This is a genomic window from Acidobacteriota bacterium (genome assembly GCA_028875575.1).
GTDB lineage: Bacteria > Acidobacteriota > Terriglobia > Versatilivoradales > Versatilivoraceae > Versatilivorator.
Window position 1 is genome coordinate 1 of record JAPPDF010000016.1, and the last position, 22,396, is coordinate 22,396.

13 protein-coding genes are annotated in these 22,396 nt (G+C 62.3%); 5 read left to right on the forward strand and 8 right to left on the reverse strand.

What is annotated here, in order from left to right; all coding sequences use genetic code 11:
- Nucleotides 1–142 precede the first annotated feature (142 nt).
- Complete coding sequence (locus OXI69_02310; protein MDE2664965.1) at nucleotides 143–1,630, reverse strand: M81 family metallopeptidase; 1,488 nt, start codon at nucleotides 1,628–1,630, stop codon at nucleotides 143–145.
- A gap of 27 nt (nucleotides 1,631–1,657) precedes the next feature.
- Entirely contained in the window at nucleotides 1,658–4,015 is a 2,358-nt protein-coding gene (locus OXI69_02315) for an aminotransferase class III-fold pyridoxal phosphate-dependent enzyme (protein ID MDE2664966.1), read from the reverse strand.
- Between the two features lie 324 nt (nucleotides 4,016–4,339).
- Here OXI69_02315 and OXI69_02320 point away from each other — a divergent pair, with 324 nt between their 5' ends.
- A complete protein-coding gene (locus OXI69_02320; GenBank protein ID MDE2664967.1) occupies nucleotides 4,340–5,527 on the forward strand; it encodes a RidA family protein in 1,188 nt (395 codons plus the stop codon).
- Nucleotides 5,528–5,673: 146 nt separating this feature from the next.
- Here OXI69_02320 and OXI69_02325 read toward each other — a convergent pair whose 3' ends face one another.
- Both OXI69_02325 and OXI69_02330 read right to left on the reverse strand, forming a co-directional pair.
- On the reverse strand, nucleotides 5,674–6,072 hold the full coding sequence (locus tag OXI69_02325) for a PIN domain-containing protein (GenBank protein MDE2664968.1): 399 nt from the start codon (nucleotides 6,070–6,072) through the stop codon (nucleotides 5,674–5,676).
- A complete protein-coding gene (locus tag OXI69_02330) occupies nucleotides 6,050–6,292 on the reverse strand; it encodes an AbrB/MazE/SpoVT family DNA-binding domain-containing protein (GenBank protein MDE2664969.1) in 243 nt (80 codons plus the stop codon). Before OXI69_02330 ends, OXI69_02325 begins: the two co-directional genes overlap by 23 nt.
- Before the next feature lie 464 nt (nucleotides 6,293–6,756).
- Between OXI69_02330 and OXI69_02335 the strand changes: the two genes are divergently transcribed.
- The 3 genes from OXI69_02335 to OXI69_02345 are packed head-to-tail and all read left to right on the forward strand — an operon-like array spanning nucleotide 6,757 to nucleotide 11,429.
- Nucleotides 6,757–9,600 (forward strand): PSD1 and planctomycete cytochrome C domain-containing protein, encoded by a 2,844-nt coding sequence (locus OXI69_02335; GenBank protein MDE2664970.1) that lies wholly within the window; start codon nucleotides 6,757–6,759, stop codon nucleotides 9,598–9,600.
- A 42-nt stretch (nucleotides 9,601–9,642) separates the two neighbouring features.
- Nucleotides 9,643–11,097 (forward strand): DUF1501 domain-containing protein, encoded by a 1,455-nt coding sequence (locus tag OXI69_02340; GenBank protein MDE2664971.1) that lies wholly within the window; start codon nucleotides 9,643–9,645, stop codon nucleotides 11,095–11,097.
- A gap of 44 nt (nucleotides 11,098–11,141) precedes the next feature.
- Nucleotides 11,142–11,429, forward strand: a complete 288-nt coding sequence (locus OXI69_02345) for a DUF1640 domain-containing protein (GenBank protein MDE2664972.1) — start codon at nucleotides 11,142–11,144, stop codon at nucleotides 11,427–11,429.
- A 137-nt stretch (nucleotides 11,430–11,566) separates the two neighbouring features.
- On the opposite strand, the gene OXI69_02350 is transcribed toward OXI69_02345, so the two are convergent.
- The 4 genes from OXI69_02350 to OXI69_02365 form a co-directional block, all read right to left on the reverse strand.
- Nucleotides 11,567–12,967 (reverse strand): tetratricopeptide repeat protein, encoded by a 1,401-nt coding sequence (locus OXI69_02350; GenBank protein ID MDE2664973.1) that lies wholly within the window; start codon nucleotides 12,965–12,967, stop codon nucleotides 11,567–11,569.
- A gap of 292 nt (nucleotides 12,968–13,259) precedes the next feature.
- Nucleotides 13,260–13,796 carry a hypothetical protein gene (locus tag OXI69_02355; protein MDE2664974.1) on the reverse strand — a complete coding sequence of 179 codons (537 nt, stop codon included), beginning with the start codon at nucleotides 13,794–13,796 and terminating at the stop codon, nucleotides 13,260–13,262.
- 41 nt (nucleotides 13,797–13,837) lie between these two features.
- Nucleotides 13,838–15,727 carry an ammonia-forming cytochrome c nitrite reductase subunit c552 gene (locus OXI69_02360; GenBank protein MDE2664975.1) on the reverse strand — a complete coding sequence of 630 codons (1,890 nt, stop codon included), beginning with the start codon at nucleotides 15,725–15,727 and terminating at the stop codon, nucleotides 13,838–13,840.
- A gap of 282 nt (nucleotides 15,728–16,009) precedes the next feature.
- Complete coding sequence (locus tag OXI69_02365; protein MDE2664976.1) at nucleotides 16,010–19,303, reverse strand: carboxypeptidase-like regulatory domain-containing protein; 3,294 nt, start codon at nucleotides 19,301–19,303, stop codon at nucleotides 16,010–16,012.
- A 672-nt stretch (nucleotides 19,304–19,975) separates the two neighbouring features.
- Here OXI69_02365 and OXI69_02370 point away from each other — a divergent pair.
- A complete protein-coding gene (locus OXI69_02370; protein MDE2664977.1) occupies nucleotides 19,976–22,381 on the forward strand; it encodes a CRTAC1 family protein in 2,406 nt (801 codons plus the stop codon).
- Nucleotides 22,382–22,396: the final 15 nt, after the last annotated feature.

The following is a 22,396-nucleotide window of genomic DNA, read 5'->3' on the forward strand; positions in this document are numbered from 1 at the left end:
GAGCGTTGTTGCAGGCCTCAAGAATCACTCCCCCCTTGAGGGGGAGTCGCAGAAGCCGAGCCGCAGGCGAAGGCTGATGCGGAGGGGGGCAGACGCGGGCCTCCAGAATGCGGCGCGCGGCAACGCCGGTTTCCCGACCCCCCTACACCGGGTAGGTCAAATCTTCCTCCAGGGGATAGAGGGAACGCCGCACGTTTCGGTAGCTGAAGTGGGCGGGGTTGGCGCTGGTGGACCCGGCTGTGTCCACCAGGATGGTTCGGTAGGCAATGGGTTCGTAGGCTGCCCTGGGCGCGACCACTCCCTTGACCACCAGGATCTTCTTCTTTTCGGGCCTGAGCCCCAGGGTCCAGAGTTGCTCGAGGCTTCGGGGGGCCATTCGAATACTGGTCAGCACCAGGGTGTTTTGGCGCGGTGTTTCCAGCACCGCCGTCACTCCCTGATCGAAGACCCCCTGGCCGCCGTGGCGCGGACGGCTTTCGGTGGAGCGCCCGTCGGCGATGGACCGGATGCGGCCTTGGACCCGCAGGGGACGGCCGTGTAGGGCGTCGCTCCCGGCGCCCACCGTCAACTCGATCGACTGCCGCACCCCCATCTGCACGCAGGCGGACACGGCCTGGGGATCGTACAGCGACACCAGGGCCTCCGAGGCCTGCTGGCTCAGGATTTCCTCCAGCAGGATGGTGGAGTCGCCCGGACTGCCGCCGCCGACGTTGTCCCCCACATCCATCAGCACAATCGGGCCGCCTGCTTCCCGGGCAGCGTTGCGGACGGCCTCGGCCGGACCGGGAAGGTCGCTGAGGAATTCCCTGCGGCGCTGCCAGCCTCTCTCCGCCAGCCAGCGGGCTGCTTTGCGCGCCAGTTCCTGGTCTCCGTCGGCGATGGCCAGAAAGGAGGCTCCCATCTCTTCCACGTCGGAATAGTAGAACCCCATGGCCGTGCTGGCCGAGAGAATCCCCGGCCATTCCAGCACCGACTCGACGTCCCGGTAGAGCTCCCTGGCGGGCGCTTCCTCCGTGTATTGACGGGTGATGTTGAGCAGCAGGGGGGGCTGCTCCAGGGCCTGGACCGGGGCAATTTCACCCCGCAGGGTCCGCGCCATCAGGTCGGCCGCCTCCAGGCCGCGCTCTCTCTGGTCCAGGTGGGGGTTGGACCGGTAGACCACGATGCCGTTGGTGTTGCGGGCCATCTTGTCGGAGACGTTGGCATGCAGGTCGATCACGATCAGGATGGGAATCCGGGGCCCCAGGACCTGGCGAAAGCGGGCGGCCAGCTCTCCGTCGGCGTCGGGGTAGCTCTCGGACACGGCCGCCCCGTGCAAGGCGACCAGCAACCCGTCCAGTGGCAGGGCCGCGCGCAGGGCTCCGGTCAGATCGGCAGCCAGCTCTTCGAAGGAGTCGCCGGGAATAGGGGCTGAGGGGATGCCGTAGGCGGCCATCAGCGGAACCGGCTCGAACTTGAATTCCCGGGCGCCCTCCAGGAATCCACCCAGTTGGTGGTGGGTACCCTCCCAGCGCTCCAGCAGCGCTTTCCCGCGAGTCAGGTCGGTGTCCTTGAAGTGCTGGTAGGGGGTGGGGATGGGGGAAAAGCTGTTGGACTCGTGCAGAAATCCGGCGATGCCGACGCGTTTCATGCAATCTCCTTGGGACGGCCCGGGGGGTCAGGTCAGCCGCTGGAAGCCGGTTTGCTTGACGGGGCCTCCGATTCGACGCTCGATGTCTCCTTTCTCGATGGCCTCGGCCAACTCCTGGAACACCGGTTCCACGGCGACGGCGTAGGCCTCCACGTGGTGGGGCTGGTGAGCCAGGGTCAACTGGACCCGGGGCGCCGCCATGTAGCCGGCCTTCAGCATGCGCACCGTGAACAGCGTCTCGAGAGCCAGGACTTCAGGATGGTCCAGCACGAAGCCGGCGTTCACGTTGTGGCCGTTAACGGAAAGCGGCAGTCCATACTTGGCTCCCAGCGACAGCCAGACCTGCTTGATCTTCTCACCGATTCCGTCCACGTGGCTGACCACGTCGATGCGCATCATCTTGCGAATGGCCGCCAGCGCGGCCGCCGGGCCCACCCCCTCGGTCCAGAAGGAACTGGAGATGAAGGATCCCTGGGCCGCCTGCATGGTGGCCTCGGTGCCGATCACCGCTCCCATGGGGTGACCGTTGGCCGTCGACTTGGCGAATACCGCCATATCGGGGAAGACGCCATACCTGAGGTGAGCTCCTCCCAGGGCATGCTTCCAGCCGCTGGAAACCTCGTCGAAGATCAGCTTGGCGCCGTGCTTGTTGCAGAGATCCTTCACTCCCTGCAGGAAGCCGGGAGGGGGATGGTCGCCTCGAGTGGCTTCCATGACTACTGCGGCCAGGGGCTCGTTGGTGGTCTCGAAGATCTGCTCCAGTTGGTCCAGCCGGCCGAATTGGAAGGGAAGGGTGGTGCCGCCCAGTTTGAAAGGTACGCCGGCCGGGTCCAGGCCCTTCAGCAGGTGGTCTCCCAGTCTGTCCTGGTCGGTGCCCACGTTGGTGGCCATGTACCAGTCGTGCCAGCCGTGGTAGCCGCAAATGGCGACCCTCTGGCGCCCGGTAGCCGCCCGGGCGATACGCACGGCCACCGTCAGGGACTCTCCGCCGGCCCGGGTGAAGCGGGCATTCTGCGCCCAGGGATGCAGTTGCAGCATCAGGCGGGCCACCTCCACCTCCTCGGGTACGTTCAGGGTGCACATGGATCCAAGCTGCACCCTGCGCAGCACGGCCTCGGTGACATCGGGGTCGGCATAGCCCAGCAGGCAGGAACCGATGCCGTTGAAGCTCATGTCGGTAAAGTGGCGCCCATCCATGTCCACGATGGTGCATCCGCGGGCTTCCTTGAAGTAGGCTGGCCACTGTTGGGGCGCGAACAGTTCCGGGCGCTTGCTCAGAAGGTTGGTTCCTCCGGGAATCAGCTTCTTGGCCTCCTGGTAGAGCTCCTGGCCGCGGCCGACCTTCTGCTCTCCGATTCCGAAGAGCTGGTGGGCGTTGCGGTAGAAGATCCGCTCGATGTCGGCGTCGTTCATGTGCCTGTTGCGGCACCCCTGCTTGAGGGCCAGCAGGCTCTCCAGCCCCAGCACCGTGTGGGATCCGAAGGCGGTCGTCGACCAGTCCAGGTTGGCCGTACCCATCCAGACAAAGCCGTCGCCGATGCTCACGGCCCTTCCCCGCAGCTCGGAGACCGGAAAGTCGGTACCGAAGAGGAGGCGGCTGGGGCCGAAGAGCCTCAGGATCTCTTCCACGGGCTGGGGCTCGCAGATGGCCGAGTTGTCGAAAAAGACGTTGTCCAGTCCGCGCAGCGCCTCCAGGCCTTCCAGTCCATGTCCGGCGTTGAAGCTGCGGGCGCAGTGGGCCAGGATGAGGTTGGCGCCCGGATAGCGCAGGCAGTGCCGGCGGATATAGCCCTGATTGGCGGGATCGGCCATGGCCCGAGGTTTGACCAGGTGCAGCATGATGGCCAGGCCCCGTTTGTGGGCGATTTCCCAGGCCCACTCCGGAAGGAACTCGTCGATCTCGGCGTTATAGGGGTCCTCCCTGTCGGCATAAACCAGATAGACCTTCATGCCCACGAATCCCTCCGAGGCAATCAAGGCGTCCACCCTGTCAGGATCGTCCTGGGGATGGATCAGCATCAGGGCTTTCAGCCGCTCTTCCCGGCCGGTCTCGGCCGCCAGGAATCGGTTGGCGGCGGCCATGTCCACATCCCGGCGCGGCATGCCGAAAAATAGTCCGCCCGTGGCGGTCCGGTCGCCCATCCATTTCGAGACCTGACGCCGGTAGGCGGCCCAGCCGCCGGGGTCGGGGGCATCCCTGAGATAGCTGTCGGCATAGGTCGGCCCGATGTGGGACCGTTCGTAGAAATGGGCATGGGCGTCAAAGGCCTCTGGCGGGACGAAGCTCCTGAGGTGGCTTTGGAACAGTTCGGCGTCTTCCGGGCGGACCTCAAAGTCGCACGCGGAGGTGACGGTGACGGCGGCAGAAGATGAATCCTTTCCCATGTCGATTGGCTCCTGGAGAAATGGCAACGATACCCTGGAATTCAGACCCGCGGATCCCGCCTCGGATCGGTTGCGAGGGCGGTGGGGAGGGGGGCGGCTGAACCAGGGGACCCCATACTACTGGATTGCGCACCTGAGGCCAACCGGGATTGTCCTGTTCGGACTCAGGATAGCTCCAACCACCAGATAACCCCCCGGAGGGGGCGGGGCTGTGATAGATTCTGCACTGACCGCAGGGTGGCGCTCGACATTATCCAACGGTCGGGGCGGCCCGGTTGTGGTCAATGAATTGAGCCAGAAAGCGATCATGGAGGAGCGTTTCAGATGACCAAGAGAGATTTGCTCGGGCTGACGGTCTTGTGTGCTTTCGGAGTCTTGTGCCTGGCTGCCTGTCAACAGGCGCCGGTGGAAGAGCCGGCGCCGGCGGGGCCGCCCTTCAGCTCTGCCATCGAAGTCGATGACACTCTCTACCTGTCCGGCCAGGTCGGTCTGGATCCGGAGACCCGGGAGATGGCCTCGGGAATCGAGGCGGAGACCAAGGTCACCATGGAGAACCTGAAGCGGGAACTGGAGGCCAAGGGATACGGCTTCTCCGACGTGGTGGCCACCCACGTGTGGCTGACCGATATGAGTGACATCGGCCCGATGAGCCAGGTCTATCGCTCCTTCCTCGAGCAGGACAAGCTTCCCAGCCGCACCACCGTCGCGGTTTCGGAGCTGGCGCTGGGAGCCAGCGTGGAAATCGCCATGGTCGCCGTGCAGGGAGAGAAACAGTACGTCTATCCCGAAGGAACCGAGCCCGGCAAGGCGCCTTACAGTCCCGGCGTGCTGGCGGGCGACCGCCTCTTTGTGTCGGGTCAGGCCGGAGTCATTCCGGGAACGGCACCACCCAAACTGGTCGAAGGCGACGTCAAGGCGCACGTGACCCAGACCCTCAAGAACATAGAGACGGTGCTGAAGGCGGCCGACATGGATTTCTCGAACGTGGTCTCGACCGAGGTCTTCATGACCAGCGGCGACCATTTCGGACCCATGAGCGAGACCTACGTTTCCATGGTGCCCGATCCCAAGCCGGCCCGGGTGCCCATTCTGGTCTCGGCCATTCCCCTCAATTCACCCGTCGAAATCACCATGATCGCCAGCCGGGAGGAAAAAACGCCGGTGCTGCCTGAAGGCATGGGGCCGAGCAGCGCTTACAGCCGCGGTCTCAAGGTGGGCAACACCATGTACATCGCCGGGGTGTTCAGTGCCAAGGAGACGGTGGAAGAGCGGGTGAACGATTGCCTGGACCGGGTGAAGCAGATCTACGAGGCCGGCGGGTTCGCCATGAGCGACGTGGTCGAGGCCAGGGTCTACCTCAAGGACTGGGAAGACTATGGCGGCATGAATGCCGCCTATCGGCGCTATTTCCCTGAGAATCCACCGACCCGGGCCACCATGGAGGTTCCCGATTCACCCGGAACCACCAGGATCGGGATGGCCTTCGTGGCCGCCAAGCCCGCGGCCGAATAGCCGTGCCCCCCACGACGGGGCGGGCCCGTGGCTAAGTGGAGAGTGGAGAGCGAAGAGTGGTTAGCCCTGCCTCCGCCCTGCCACACGGATCATTCGGGGCGAAATTGGCTTATTCCAGTCAAGCTTGAGGGCGCGGGCGCCTTTGTCTAAGGGCGCTGGACATCGGGCAGGTTAGCCATCTGTCTGTCGCGCGTCAGAATCTGCAGGCCGGCGCGATGGTACTCGTCAGCGATGAGGCGGTCAAAAAGGCCGGCGCCGCCGGATGCTTCCAGGGCGACGATGACCGAACGCCCATTCAGCGGTGCGATCAGACCGCTGGTAAGGATGCTCAGTAGACCCAATCGAGCGTCAGCGCCATCAAACCCATAATGGTGCTGAACGGCCACAAATGCCTCCCCAATCACCTGGTTCGAAGCGAAGACCTCGGCACCATCGCGTTCTACCAGGGCAATCATCTCTCGTTCGCAGCGCTCGTATTCGCTCGCCGGCAAACCTGTCAACAGCCGCACCAGCACGGAAGTATCAATCCCGTAACGACGGGTCATAGGGCTCACTTCGGAACTTCTCGATGTCGAACGGGGGATGTCCGGGTGGAATTTTGTCTCTGAGCGGCGCCAGTTTCGAATAGTCGATCCGCCGCGGCCGCAATATGAAGCCTTCGGGGCTTTCCTGCAGTTCGAGTCGGTCACCAGGGCCCACGCCCAGCGCAGCCAGCACCCGAGCCGGGAAGGTGACCTGTCGCTTGGATGTAATCTTGACGATCATGGCGACTCTCCTTACAAATATCTTTTCTCAGTAAGGAGCGGAATTCAAGCATTGCAGCGCGCCCCCGAGGACGATTGAGGCGTTCGAAAAATAGGCAGCGGGGTCGCTGCCGGGAATGGCCACAAAAGGCACGAAATCACAAAAACTACAAAAAGAGCAGAACGGAATCAGACAATTCGTTTTGTGACTCTTGTGCTTTTTGTGGTTGACCCGCATTGCTCACCGGGTCGCACCCGATATTGAGAATGGCAGAACATCACGTTCGCCGGCAGATTGACTTGGCTCGCTGGGAACTCCGAAAAAATCGCGATTCTTAAAATATTTCAAAATTAACCAAAAACGCCGACAAAATAGGCCAACAAAATTTGACTGGTGACACCGCCAGGTATAAAATGCGAATGCATTTAAAAGTAGATTTCGCAAATTTTCTGGACGCTTGCCGCGGCAAGTGGTTTGGGGGTTGTATGAGCTACCTGGCGGTTCTCGTCGCTATTGCCGTTCACCTCGTGGCTGTCTCTCTTCATGGGGAGGAACAGAAGCCCAGCTTCGAAGCAGACATTCAGCCCATCATCGAGGCTCGTTGCATCGCCTGTCACCAGGGTGCATCCGCTCAGAGCGGGCTGGTCATGGAAACGGTTGAGGCGCTGCTGGTCGGCGGCGAAAAGGAAGGACCGTCGATTATACCCGGCAACAGCGCCGAGAGTTCGCTTCTGCTCTATCTGAGGGGCGAGCGCCAGCCCCAGATGCCCATCGGCGGCGATCCGCTGTCGGCGGAGCAGATCGATCTGATCGCCCGCTGGGTCGACCAGCTTTCCCACGGGCCCGATGAGTCGAACCAGGCGGAGGTTGAGACGGCCGGCGCTGCCGCTTCCGCCCATCAGTTCGAGACAACCGTCAAGCCCCTCCTGGAGCAGCACTGCTTTACCTGCCATTCCATCCAGAACCACCAGAGCGGGTTGGTGCTGGAAACCATGGCCTCCCTTTTGAAGGGAGGGTCCCTGGGCGGTCCGGGAGTCATTCCGGGAGATAGCGCTTCCAGCCCGCTCATCCAGCGGCTGCGCGGCGAGAAAGCTCCCCAAATGCCCCTGAATGGGGAACCCCTGTCGGAAGAGCAGGTCGAGTTGATTGCCGGCTGGATCGAAGAATTGGAAGTGGCGCCCGTTCAGGAAACGGCGGAGGCCGGAAAGCCTGCCTGGCCGTGGATCCCGTTGGAAAAGCCGGTCGTTCCCGAGGTCAAGCAGAAGAGTTGGGTCAAGAACCCCATCGATGCCTTTGTGTTGGCAAAGCTGGAGGAACAGGGCCTGCAGCCGGCGCCTGCCGTTAGCAAACGGCAGTTGCTCCGAAGGCTCTATTTCGGTCTGATCGGGTTGCCCCCCACTCCGCAAGAGATGAAGGCCTTTCTACAGGACGACTCACCCGACGCCTACCACAACGCCGTGGAAAAGCTGCTGGCCGACTCCCGCTACGGCGAGCGCTGGGCCCGGCACTGGATGGACGTGGTGCGTTACGGCGATTCGGTGGGAGGCGGGCTGGACTATCCCTTGGCCCACATGTGGCGCTACCGGGACTACATCATCCGGGCTTTCAACCAGGACAAGCCTTACGACCGCTTCATCAAGGAGCAGATAGCGGGGGACTCCTTCAGATTTTACGGGGCGGAGGGGCAAATCGCCACCGCTTTCATGAACCTGCAGGTTCAGGTGGAGGGATCGGGCGATCAGCGGCGCGATTTCCTGACGGACGTGGTGAATACCACCGGGTCGGTGTTTCTGGGCGTCACGCTGGGATGCGCCCGCTGCCATGACCACAAGTACGATCCCATTACCCACAAGGACTACTACCGCATCGAGGCCTTTTTCGCCCCCATGCCCAAGCCGCAGCCCCAGGCGGTGGCGTTCACCCAGTACGAGCTCCCCAGGCAGAATCCCGAGCTCTGGGAGCGCAAGGCCAAGGAATGGGAGGATCGGCTCAAGAAACGCAAGGAGTGGGCGGACGGGCTGCGCAAGCAGGTCAAGGAGATTACCGATCCGCATCGGGTTCTCATGTCGCCGCTGGACCTCAAGGACTGGGTGGTGGCCGACTTGAGGCGGGTGCCTTTTTCCACCAGCGAGCTGGTGCCCAAGGAGATCAGCAAGCAGTTCTCCCTGATCGGGCGGCAGAACGCCCGCTTCGCCAACCCCAACGATCCCAACCGATACAAGGCCATGGCCTACGTGCCCGCGGAGCCGCTGGGCAGCGTCGGATATGCACCGACCACCTTCCTGCTCAAGGGAGGCGACCCCGAGCTCAAGCAGGAAGTGGTGGAGCCCGGGTTTGTGGTGGCGGCCAGCGGGGATCCCGAGCCGGTGGATCTGAAGGGCTGGAGCGGGAGCCGGCGCAAGAAGCTGGCCAGTTGGCTGGCGAGTCCGGAGAATCCTCTGACGCCTCGCGTCATGGTCAACCGGATCTGGCAACACCACTTCGGAAAAGGGTTGGTGAAGACACCCAGCGACATGGGCAGGAACGGCGGGGGAACGGTTCATCCGGAGTTGATCGACTGGCTGGCGGCCGAGTTCATCGAGAAGAGCTGGAGCATCAAGGACATGCACCGCCTGATGCTGCATTCCAACCTCTACCGCCAATCCCTGAACAATCCTCGCGCCACCGAATACGAGGCCATCGACAGCGCCAACCGCTACCTGTGGCGGATGCCCCCCATTCGCCTGGAAGCCGAGGTCATTCGCGACAGCATTCTGGCGGTGAGCGGCGACCTGAACCTGCTGGCCGGGGGGCCCAGCTTCTTCCCCGACCTGGAAGACGACATGATGAAGCGCGCCCGGACCTGGTGGGAGCCCGATCCCCAGGAGGAGCGCAACCGCCGCAGCGTCTACATGCTGCAACAGCGGGTGCTGGTGTCACCCTTGATCTCGGTTTTCGACGGTCCCAACATCAGCGAGAGCTGCGATGTCCGGGAGGTCACCACCGTAACGCCTCAGGTGTTTGCCCTGTTCAACAGCAAGTTTGCCCACCAGAAAAGCCATGCCATGGCGGAGCGGATTCTGCGGGAGGTGGGGACGGACCCGGGCCGGCAGGTGGAGCGCGCCTTCCAGTTGGCCTTGCAGCGGCAGCCGACCGAAGTGGAAAAAATCCGGGGCATGCAGTTCCTGGGAGTTCAAACGGATGTGCCGGGGACCGAGCTGAGTCTCACGCAGGCGGCCTATTCCCCGGAGAGCGCCGAGAGCCTGCCGTCCAAGGGCAAGACCGGCAGGTCGCTGTCGGACTTTTGTCTGGCCATGTTCAATCTCAACGAGTTTATTTTCCTGCAGTAGGCGAAGGAGTTCCTTCGCAGCCTGCGAAAGAGTGGGGCACTGATGCTGATCAAACCGCAATTCGATCAATGTGGAAACGTCGAGGTGCAGGATCCCAGGTCAGGGGAACTGGGGCGCAGGGACTTCCTGTTCCGCATGGGCCGGGGCATCGGGGGGACGGCCCTGTCCTATATGTTGGCCCGGGACGGCCTGCTGGCCAAGGGGACCTCTGCCGGCAACCCTCTGGCCCCCAAAGCTCCCCATTTCGCTCCCAAGGCCAAGGCCTGCATCTTCCTCTTCATGGGCGGTGCTCCCAGCCAGATGGATACCTTCGACCCCAAGCCGATTCTGGCCAAGTACCACGGCACGCCCATCACCCGCATTTATGGAAGCCTGGAAAAGCGGATCTACGTGGGCAGCCCCTTCAAGTTCGCCAAGCACGGGCAATGCGGGATGGAAGTCTCGGAGATATTCCCTCACCTTTCCACCTGCGTGGATGACATTGCCGTGGTGCGTTCCCTGCACACCAACTCCAACAGCCATCCCACCGGGTTCATTCTGATGAACACCGGCGTGCAGGAGCCCGGCGCCTCTCCTTCCATGGGATCCTGGCTGGTTTACGGCCTCGGAACAGAGAACCAGAACATGCCGGGGTTCGTGGTCCTGCCCGACGGGGGAATCCAGGGCGGGATCGCCAACTACTCCAACTCCTATCTGCCCACGGCCTATCAGGGCACGCTGATCAACCCCCAGGGGGTTCCCATCGTGGATCTGAAGCCCCCCGGCGGCGTCACCGTGAAGCAGCAGAGCGAGACGCTGGGGTTGATCAACGACTACAACCGCAACTATATCGACTCGGATCCCGGCAACGGCGCTCTGCTGGGCCGGATGAAGAGTTACGAGTTGGCCTTCCGCATGCAGATGGCCGTCCCCGAAGCCCTGGACGTCGATCAGGAACCCGAGAGGATCAAGGAGCTGTACGGGTTGAACGACAAGATTGCCGAACCCATGGCCCGCCGCTGCCTGATGGCGCGGCGCATGGTTGAAAGAGGCGTGCGGTTCGTGCAGGTCTATTGCGGAGGCTGGGACTCCCACTCCGATATCGACGGGGGGCACCGGCGCTGCGGCCTTCGCAGCGACCAGCCGGTTGCGGGTCTGTTAAAGGACCTGAAGCAGAGGGGCCTGCTGGACGAGACCCTGGTGGTTTGGGGCGGTGAGTTCGGGCGGACCGCCGACAATCACATGTCCTTCTTCAGGGCCCACCCAGGGCGTGACCACAATGAAAAGGCCATGGTGACCTGGTTTGCCGGGGGCGGGATCAAGGGAGGAACGGTGGTGGGCAACACCGACGAGATGGGGATCGAGGCAGCCGAGAACGTCTACCACCTGCATGATCTCCACGCCACCATCCTGCACCTGATGGGGTTGGACGACATGCGGCTCACCTACTACCACGCGGGCCGCTTCAAGCGCCTCACCGACCTGGGCGGCCGGGTCATGAAGGAGATCCTGGCTTAGCCTTTCACTCTACCAACCAATCACTCCCTCCAAGGGAGAACCTCATGACCACCGCCGTCTTCGACACTCTGAAGGCCAGCGATACCCTCAAGGCCGCCGGCATTGAAGCCAAGCAGGCCGAAGCCATCGTTCACACCATGGCCGGAGCCTTCGAGGATACGGTCGCCACCAAAGCAGACCTCATCGAAGTCAAGGCCGAACTCAAGCAGGATATCGTTTCCACCAGGGCTGAAGTCGCCATCGTCAAGGGCGATATCAGGTTGCTGAAGTGGATGAACGGAGTTGTCATGGCTTGTGTCGCCTTTCCCATTCTCAAATCCTTCCTGCTGTAGACTTTTTGTTCCTTTTGTGGCTGTCGAGCTTCGGACGGCAAACCGGTTCACTCTCACCTGATCCTTGGCGGACTCGGGAGGAACAACGCTCGATCCGAATAAGGGCCTTCCGACGCTGATTTTGCAAAAGGCTCACCCTATTGAGTCGTTCCTGCCCTAGGCTGCACCACCTGCTGGGCCTGGGTCCCCTTGGGAGTCGCCTTCTCGGCCCTGCTCAGTTGCTGAAAGATGCGGATCTGCTCTCTGGCCTCCTCGATCTTTCCCAGCCTCCTCAACACCTTGGCCAGTTGGATGTAGGCCTGCTTCCTCTTGGGCTCCCGCGCCACCACTTGCCTGAGCAGCTTCAGGGCCTTCTCGAATTCTCCGGCCTTCAAATAGATATCGCTTAAATCCGCCAATGCGGGAACCCCACCCTGGTTGAGGCGGATCGCTTCCTCGAACAGGGCAGTCGACTCCACCGTCTTCTTCTGATGGGCCAGGACCCTTGCCAGCCCCAGCCTGGCCCCGGCCATCAGTTCCGGGTCGCCCTGGATCATGGGGAGGAGTTTTCTGAGATGGGTCTCGGCTTCCTGGAATCGGCCCATGATCTCCAGGTCCAGGCCGCCGTTGTACAGGACCAGGGGGTAGTCGGGAAACCGCTCCAGCAGGTCAAGCGAGGTTTCAAACGCCTTCTGGTAGTTCTCGTCCTTCCGATAGGCGCTGAGCAGGAGCAGATGCACGTCCGGATCTTCCGGGAACCGGTCGATCAATGCCTTGAGGCTCCGTATGGCCTCCGCGTACTCGCCGCCGTCAATCATCACCTTGCTAAGAAGAAAGACGGCCTTGGGCTCCTTCGGTTGCAGCTCCAGGACCTTGCCGAGGGACTGCTTGGCTTCGGAGAGCTTCTTCGCTTCCAACTGGCCCATGGCCTGAAGCAGCAGGGCCGGGACAAAGTTCGGCTGGAGCAGGAGGGCTTTGTCCAGCAGTGGCCCCACGCGGTCGATCCGACCGGTTCGGGACAGGGCCAGGGCAAGCAGGTAGTGGGCCTCGCCGGATTGGGGAAGGCGTTCCACGCTCCGGGTCAGCAGCGGCACCGATTCCCGATAGAGACCTCTCTCTGTCAGAAGTCGGCAAACAGACAACAGGGCTTCCGGGTCGGATCGGGTCGCCTGTTCCATTTTGGCGGCGACCTGCAGGGCACGGGAGGATTGACCGGTTTCGAGCAGGGCCTGGCACAGGTAGAAAAGCGCCTCCGGAATGGCATCGATCCGGGGGTGGAGTTGCTGCAGCCAATCTACGCATTGAGTGTATTTCTTGTCCTTGCAGAAAACGATGCCCAGCCTGATCCTGGAGAACTCGAGCCCGGGGTTGAGCTTCAGCGATTCCCGGTAGGCCTGCTCGGCCTGGTCCAGCTTGCCCTGGTTCTCGCAGATAAAACCCAGGAGGCGATAGCCGTCTGGGGAGGGATGATCGGAGAGCAGCGACCGGACCGATGCTTCCGCCTCGGCAATCCTTCCCGCCTGGGCCTGCTCCACCGCCCTGCGGAAACGTGGGTCCATGCCTTGAGCAGCTTGGGAAGGCTGCACCAGCAAGAATCCGCACAGGCAAGAGAGCCCAATGGCAATTTTTGCGTGGAGGGAATTCACGGAAGTCGAGTCAGAGTGTGAGTCCTGAGTTCATTGAATTGCCTTCAAATTTTACCATGGGCATAGGCAAACCGGTGCCGGGTCTTGTACGGCCGGGACGCCTGCGCTCCCGGGGGGCTTCCTCCCACGGTATCGGGTGCAAACCGGGGACATGGATTACACTCGGCCACGGTGTTGGGTAAATAGGATCGGCCCGACAGCCGGCTCAGCGTCTTCGACGCCGGCCTTCCCGTTTACGCGGGCCGGAGGGGGTTGCTTCCGACCCTGGGGGAGACGCCGGTTTCTTCAACGCCGTGGCCCGACGGGCGGTAAGAAGGACGGCGATAAAGAGGAGCAGCGCTCCGACGGGGACCAGCAGGATTCCTAGTCCGGGGTCGCCGCCATGGATCACCACCCCGCCCAGCAAAAATCCTCCCGGCAGGCAAAGGGTGGCGCCCATCAGGCAGGGCGAAGCCAGACGAGCCAGGCGCAAGGTATCTGCAGCCAAATGAGGCAGGGTCACCGCAAAGGCCATGTTGACCAGCGACAGCAAGACCCCGTGAGCGTGGGCCAGGGTCCACATGAACCGCCGGGTTTCGTTGGCCACGTCCAGGTACCAACCCACCTTGAATCCATGCAGGGATTCCAGCACGATTCCCAGGGTCAGGAAGCAGAGCAGCGACCACCACCCGAAGCGCAAGTGGCGGCGGAGGTAGGTGGCGGTAGCGGTTTCAGCGCCTGTAGGAGTTGATTCCGTTTCCACTGCTCAATGTCTCCCGTGCCGTTTTCTCGGAACGAGGCGCGTTATTCGGCCAGGCTGACGACCCGGTCGTCGCGCTGTCGCAGCAAGCGTTCCTGCAGATTCCGGCGCACGGCGCCCTCGGCGTCGATGAGGACTTCCGGTCTGTTCGCCTCATGACGAAGCCCCCGCCAGCGTTCCAGGACCTCTTGATGGGCCGCTTCCCTCACCTGAGTGGGGCCGAAGAATTCGTAGTTCCAGTCGGCGAAGGGCTCCGACCGCCTCAGGGAGCGTGCGGCAATGAAGCGCACGGCATCGTAGGGGTCCTCCAGGAGCTGTCCCAGGAAAGGCGGCATCCAGTCGGTTCCCGAAACCCGGCGGGCCGAATCCCATCCCAGACTCCAGGCCATCAGAGCCCTCTGACCGGCATCGCCGCGCAACAGCCACAACAGCGAGGCCGCCACCGAGCGTTCCTCCCGGGAGAGCTTGGGCTTGGGGACATCGTACCACTCCTTCAGGTGAGAAGCCGCCCAGTCCAGGGTCTTGTCGAGGTGACACTGATTGCAGGCGTTGGGGCGTCCGGTTTGCAGACTGGCCTGCACCGTGGGCGTATCGATCTGGTGGCTGCGGATGGCCTTGAGGATTCCGTAGGTGGTGTAGGGCATGTGGCAGTTGTAGCACCGGCTGCCGCTGGAGGTCGGCGCATGCCGGGTATGAGCCGGAGTGTCTAAGCCGGCCGACTCGTGACACTGCAGGCAGGCCTGGTCGCCCTCCATGCCGGGCTTGAGCTGGTCGATGGCCCAGAGGCTCAGGGGCCGGGGGTCCTCCGGCGACTTGTGCATGGCGTGACAGGAAAGGCAGGACAGCTCTCCCCGCTGAAAGCAGGGGGTTTCGATCAGGCCGTTGTACTCCCTTCCCGAAACCCGAACCATGCCGTCCGACCAGAACTTCTCTTCCCAGTAGGTGGGCTTGCGTCTTGCCAGTTGTCGCTGCCGCGGCTTCTCCCTGTCCTGGAACCGGACCACCAGCTTGGTTTCAGAAAGCACCTGGCCGGGCCGGTAGGGATAGCCCTGGTCCATCCATTGTTGGAAGTCGTCTTTCTCGTAAAATTCCAGGATTCCATGACACTGGCCGCAGACCTGGGAGGAAAGGTCGTGAGAGAGGCGGGCCGGTTGCACGATGGAGGGGTCCGGAGCCCCATTCAGGTGAAAGCCGTAGCGGCGCAGCGGATTGCGGTTGAGCAGGACGTGATCCTCACCGGGTCCGTGGCAGGCCTCGCAGGCGATGCCGAACTCGGCTACCCGGGTATCGAAACTCAAATCGGTCAAGTCCACCTCGGAGCGTCCCCACTCGGGTGAACGCGTTTTCCCCTGGGTGGTGTGGCACTTGATGCAGGCCATGTTCCAGGCGCCGGGCCGAGCGGAATTAATCTCGGGCTTGGGCGGGGTCAGGAAAGTGGCGTTGCGCGGAATCCACTGCTGCTCCTCGACCAGGTAGATGAAGGGGACCTGACCCAACTTGCGGCTGTGCCCGGTGGCGTACCAGTAGACCTGCATGTGGTGGGATCCGGTGATCATGGCCAGCCGCAGACGGCGGGGACGGCCGGCCGAGCCGGCGTTGTCCATCTGGAACCACACGTCGCGGCCGCGCCGCTGCAGGCGATAGGTTTTTCCCAGAAATGAGAAGGGCTGCTCAATGGGTCCCGCCACCGTATCGGCGTCAGCCACCTGGGTCATGGTTCGATGAAACGAACCGTACCAGGTGCTGTAGTTGTGGGGGTGGCAGGACTGACAGGCTTGAGAGGAGGTGTAACCGTCTTCCCGGACCTGGATGGGCCGATTCCGCGGGGCCCAGTCATGGGCCGCACGACGATAGTCGGAGAGGTTGCAGGCAGCCAGGAGGCAGACCAACAGCAACGTGGCGGCCTGGAAAATTCGGCTGAGCCGGTAACTCAACTTTGCGCCCCCTCTGTTTTAGACAAGTCCGCCGCCGCCGTGCCGGGCGGATCATTCAAGGAAGAAACTGCCGATCGAATTAGAAGACGAACCACAAATGGACACGAATAGGGATGAACCTCTTTCAGTTTTTCTTGGTGGCCCTTCGTCGTCCTTCGTGTGCCTTCGTGGATTACTCTTTTCGGACGTCCTCCATCCACTCTCTCGCTCGATGACGAGCGGCAGCCAAAAAAAAGCCCCGGCTCGTTGAGAGCCGGGGCCGTTGGAGAAGCCAGCCTTCGATCAAAACTCGAATGCGAGGTTGAAGCGCGCCGATCGCATGCCCGCTCGCAACCCGGGCAGCCGGGTGGCGGTGGGGGAGTTGATGTTGAAGGTCGGTTGGTTGGGAGAGTATCCCCAACTGGCGTAGTTGAAGGGGTTGTTGATCTGCGAGGAGAAGAGGATGTTCATGTTCTCCCCGATGGGGAAGTTCTTGAAGAGTCCCAGCGCCATCGAGAACACGTTGGGGGCCCGCAGGATGTTTCTTCCCGCGTTGCCGAAGCGTCCGATGTTGTTGCCGGGTACGGCGAAGGCGCCGGCGTTGTACCAGTCGTCGTCATTGCCGTCCGGCTTCTCCCAGCTCTTCCAGGTTCCCACCAGATCGGGACGGCCCCCCTGTTTCCCCAGCCCGGAGGGGTCGGGGCCGGTGAAACGAGTGCTGACGCCCTGGCCGGAGAGCAAGTCGGTCTGGGTCGACAATTCCCAGCCTCCCAGGATCTGGTTCATGATTCCGGAAATCCCGGAGCCGAACCGCTGGCCTCTCCCGTAGGGGACTTCCCAGTGGACGTAGTTCACCGTGCGGAAGGGAGACACGGCGCTGCTTTCGGCCCGGTCGCAACGGCGGCAGTGGGGATTCTCGTTGGCGTTGCCGCGGTTGCTGTTGAACCGCACCTCCACCACGTCGGTCATCTGCTTGGACCAGGCCATGCCGATCTCCCCGGTGAAGCCGAAAAGGTTGCGAGGATAGATGACGGCCTCGAAGGCGTGGTAGGTGGCCCCGCCCCCGTTGTGGGTCTCGGTGATGGAGTTGTAGTTGCGAACCAGGCGGCGGTCGTCGCTCCAGGGCACCCCCGCCACAGGCGTGGGCAGGTTGATGTCCCTCCGGTAGAACATCTGGGTCTCCTTGCTCCAGATGTAAGAGACCCGGGCCCGCTGCCCCCCTAACTCACTCTCGATGCTGATGTTCGCCTGCTGGGTGTAGGGCCAGACGGAGTCAGGGTTCACGAAGCTGAGGTTGGGGATGGGAGGGGCGCCCAGAGCCGCAGCATCCGGAAGTCCCACCGGCCAGGTGAAGTTGGGCTGAGCCCTGCCGCTGCTGTTGTCCACGTTGTTGTAGGTGTAGGAGAGGGCGAAGGGCCCTCCGGTTTCGACAAAATCCAGCCGGGTCAGCCGCTGCATGATGGTGTACATGCCGTATCCTGCCCGGATGACCAGCTTGTCGTCGAAGTTGGGCCGCCAGGCCAGACCGAATCGGGGCTGGACGTTGTCCTTGTCGGTGCGCCACAGGCCCTTGGGCAGCCCGGCCTGATCGGCGGTGATGACGGGATTGCGGTCCAGCACCCACAGCGGATCGATGAAGCCCATGGCGAAATCGTCCGGAACCACAATGGCGTTTCGTTCCGGACTGTAGGTGTAGTGGAGCCCCAGCTCATCCGTGGTGGGCGAAGACACGTCGTAGCGCACTCCGTAGGACAAGGTCAGGTTAGGCAGCACTCTGTAGGTGTCGGTGATGAACAATCCTATTGAATGAGCCTGTTTCACGATGATGGGCCGGAGGTTGCCCTTGGCCATGGTCGCGGGCATGCCCAGCAGAAAGTCGGCGTAGGGATTGCCGGTAAAGACGCCGGTAAACCGTTGAGTCCCCCAGTTGGTGCTCCAGACCCTGTTGGACTCGTCGGTGGGGCGCCGGATCTCGAACCCCATCTGGACGCTGTGCTTGCCCTTGTACCAGGAGAGCGAATCGCTCACCGTCCACTGGTAGGTTCGGGTGAGGTTGGTCCCCCAGCCGTTGAAGGGAGTGAACCCGCTGATCTGGAAATTGGGTCCCGAACTGGCCTCACTGGAGGGAGGCGCCTCGATGCCGGTCAGACCCAGGTCCTTGAGCCTGGCTTCCGCCCAGGCGACGGTTTCCGAAGGACTGCCTCCCCGCGGGTAATTCCGGTAGACGTTGCAGGAAGCGCAGTTGTAGAAGCCGATGCGGAACTCGTTGACCAGGGTGGGCGAGAGGGTGTTGGTGGTGCCCAGGGCGAAGGTCTTGGCGCAGCAGCTCTGGTGGAAGGGCCCGGCCCAGTCGTACACGGAGCGATCGTTGAAGCCTCCGGCGCCATCCCACTGTTGAGAGTGCTCGGCGTAAGAGGTCAGAACCTCGAAGGTCTCGGTCACCTTGTGATCGAAGCGGTAGTTGATTCTGCGGCCCCCCGCGGCCAGGTAGGTCCAGATTCCCGGCACCCGGTTGGTTCCGGGGATGGGATCCCGCAGATAGGTGTTGAGCTTGACGGCGATGGGGTGAATGCGATCGGCGGGAATGATGTTTCCCGGAAAATCCATCCCGGTCACCGGGTCGGTGATCTGGCTGCCGAAAGAGGACAGGTCGCCGGTGCGCCAGGCCGCCTCGGGGTGCAACTGACTCACCTGGCGGTCGCCGGCATTGTTCTTGAAGGTGATATAGGTGAGCATCCAGTAGGAACTGTTGCGGCCGTCATAGATCTTGGGGATCCAGGCCGGACCGTTGAGCACAAAGCCGGCTTCCCATGTTCCCGTACCCACAGGGCGGGTGTGGTTGCGCGGGTTGTTGGCGTTCAGGACATTGTTCCTCATCATCCCCTCGATACGCCCGTGAAAATCGTTGGTGCCGCGCTTGCTCACGATCTGGATGTTGACCGGCGTCTGAAAGTTGGCCGGGGCCACCGTGTGGGTGACCTTGACTTCATCCACCGCGTAGGAAGACAGATATTGACGATAGGCGTCCAGTTCCGCTCCGTCCATGGACATGTGGGCCGCGCCTTCGCGGGTACCGTGGTAGCCGAAGTAGCCGCCGGCCCGAGAGACGGTGGGCTGCCCGAAGGTGACCCCCGTATTCTGGGCGCTGGGATTCCGGGTCCAGTACTTGCCGGCCCGGACCGAGGACACGTCGGCGGTCTCGGTGACGATCACGGCCGCCTCGGCGGTGACGCTGATCTCGGTGGCCACGTCCCCCACCTCGAGCTGCACGTCCACGCGGACCGTGCGTCCCGCGCCCACAACCACGCCGGTATTCACGTAACGGTTGAAGCCCGCCATCTCGACTTCGACCGTGTAGCTGGCCGGAGGAATGGTGGAGAACAGGTAGTTCCCGTCGCTCTGGGTGGTGAGGGTCCGCTCGACCGCGGTCAGCTCGGAGCGGAGAACGACGGCGGCTCCCACCACCACGGCGCCATCGGGGTCGGTCACGTTGCCGATGATGTTGCCGTTGAGGATCTGTCCGTGAAGACTGCCGCTCATGGAAAGAGCAGCCAGCAGAGAAGCCAGAACGAAACCCTTGAAGCTCTTGCTTAGCATGGTGCCTCCTGAAACTCTATGGGTCTGGAATGGACCTCGAATCTGTCTCATTCGGGTGTTGCATACACCTTAAAGATCTTTTACTCGCGTATTAAGCTGCAATTTGATTGCCAAAGCTCCAAGGAGGGCAAGAAAAGTGTAAGATATTCATTTTAAGTCGTTTATGGTCGACTTTGACTTCGGTGCCCGTACTCGTGTCCGGATTCAATCTACGAGATTTTGAAGTGGCGTCCTGCCTCTTTGGCAAATCGTTGTCGAAATAAGCAACAAGTCTCATGAAATGAGTCACTTAATTTCCAATAGGCCCGAATACGAAAATACGGATCAAAATACCGGCCACTTCGGGATTGTGAACTGTTTCGGAGGATGAACCAACCCATCCTTATTAACATCGATGCACAGGATGCACAGGATTAAGAGGACGAGAGTCTTGTGCACCAAAAGCCGGCTTGGGCGATGATTCGGTGCGGGCTTGCGGATGCCCAGGATGATGGGCCGCGGGACTCCTGAAACCCAATCCTGTGTATCCTGTTCATCTGTGGATGGTCCCTGAATTGCTTCAGCCGGCGCTCCTTGCGGCTCCGAATCGCCCCCGACCTTGACGCCATCTGGTGATTCTTTCCATAATTTGAACTCGATACATACGCGCATCCTGCAGGAGGAGTTCCTCCGGTGAGACTACCGAAGTCGGCCCTCAGACGGCGGTTGCAATTGGAACCGGTTGTCGGTCGGGCGCGGCGGCCCGGCCCTCTGCCGATTGCCGCCGGTGCGGTTTTGGCGCTGCTGATGGCTCTTTCGGCAATCCTTCAAGGTCTCGGGACTGAACCCGGTGGCGAGGAGGCCCGGTCCAGCCACCAGAAAATGCTGCAGGCGTTGCAGGCACTCAGGGATCGCGTTCCCGATCGCGACCCGGTGCTGGGTGACTTTAGGGCGCGCCACCTGCGGGCGGAACTTGAAGAGCTGGAGGGCGGCCGCAAAAAGGCCGGATTCTTTCCACAAGTGACGCGCTGGCGGCTCCATTTCGACTTGGGCCGAGAGGAACTGCAACTGGGCAACGAGCAACGCTCCCTGGAGCATTCCGGCGCCGCTTTCAGCCTGTTGCCTCAAGTCGAGAACCTGTTGCGGGCGGATCTGCCCATCCGGCTGCGCTTCCAGCTCGGGGTGTCTCACCTGCGGGTCGGAGAGACTCAGAACTGCTGCCTGCGGGCCAATCCCGACAGTTGCATCCTGCCCATCAGGGAAGGTGGCATCCATACCGAGCCGGAGGGGTCCCGGCAGGCCATCCGCTTTTTCACTCAGGTGCTGGAACGGTCGGCATCGGACTCCATTGCCTACCTGGAGTCCCGCTGGCTGCTGAACATTGCCCATATGACTCTGGGCACCTATCCCGAGGGCGTGCCCCGGGCCTATCTCATCCCGACCAAGACGTTCCAGTCCGATGCACCCTTCCCCAGGTTCCGCAACATCGCGGCCGATCTCGGGCTCGACACCTTCAATCTGGCTGGCGGCGCCTGCGCCGACGACTTCAACAACGACGGCTACCTGGACCTGGTCGTATCCACCTGGGACCCGGCCGAGCAGATGCGCTTCTTCGTCAACAAGGGGGACGGTTCCTTTGCGGACCGGACCCGGGAAGCCGGACTGAGCGGGCTGTTGGGGGGCATCAATCTGCTGCAGGCCGACTACGACAACGACGGGTACGTGGATCTGCTGGTCCTGCGCGGGGGATGGCTGGGGGACAGCGACCGGCATCCCAATTCGCTCCTCAGAAACAACGGCGACGGGACCTTTACCGACGTGACCTTTCTGGCGGGACTGGGAGAGGTGCACTTCCCGACCCAGACGGCCTCCTGGGCTGATTTCGACAACGACGGCGACCTGGATCTCTATATCGGCAATGAATCCACCCGCAAGGGTATTTTTTTGCCTCAGCCGCTGGGGGAGGTCGAAGACGACCGGCTGCCCTTCCCCTGCCAACTCTTCCGCAACAACGGCGACGGCTCCTTCTCGGACGTGGCCCGGCAGGCTGGTGTCACCAACAACCGCTGGACCAAGGGGGTGGTCTGGGCGGATTACGACGGCGACCGCTACCCCGACCTCTACGTCTCCAATTTCTGGGAGCCCAATCGACTCTACCGCAACAACCGGGACGGAACCTTCACCGACGTGGCCGGCAAGCTGGACGTCACCGGCCCCATGGCCAGCTTTCCGGCCTGGTTTTGGGACTACGACAACGACGGGATTCAGGATCTCTACGTCTCGGCCTACATGACGGAAGTGGCCGACCTGGCCTCCGCCAGTCTGGGCCTCTCCTTTGATACCGAGCTGCCCCGGCTCTATCGCGGCGACGGGGCCGGGGGGTTTGAAGAGGTGAGCCGGAAGCTGCACCTCGACCGCCCTTCCGCACCCATGGGGTCCAACTTCGGAGATCTGGACAACGACGGCTATCTCGATTTCTATCTGGGTACGGGCACCCCCGACTACCACGATCTGATGCCCAATCTGATGTACCGCAGTCTGGAAGGGAAGCGGTTCGCCGACGTTTCCATCGCCGGTGGATTTGCCCACCTTCAGAAAGGACACGGGGTAGTTTTCGCCGACTTCGACCACGACGGGGATCAGGACATCTTCGAGCAGATGGGCGGTTCCTACGCCGGCGACAAGTACGCCGACGCCCTCTATGAGAACCCGGGATTCGGCAACCACTGGATCGCCGTCCAACTCGTGGGCACGCGCTCCAACCGGTCCGCCATCGGCGCCCGCATACGTCTCGAGGTGGAGGAAGAGGGCAAGGCCCGAACCATCTTCAAGACCGTCAACAGCGGCGGCACCTTCGGCGCCAATCCCTTGCGCCAGACCATCGGATTGGGCCGGGCGTCGAAAATCGCGCGTCTGGAGGTTTTCTGGCCCACCAGCGGCGAAACTCAGGTTTTCCAGGATGTGCCCGTGGATCGGTTCATTCGCATCGTGGAGGGCGAAGGACGGTACCGCCGGCTCTCGCTGCCGAAATTTGACCTGGGCGGTAGGGGCAAGAGTAAGCAGCAGGCAGGCTTGCCGCGGGAGCAAGCGGCAAGATAGGGAATCAAGGGTTGT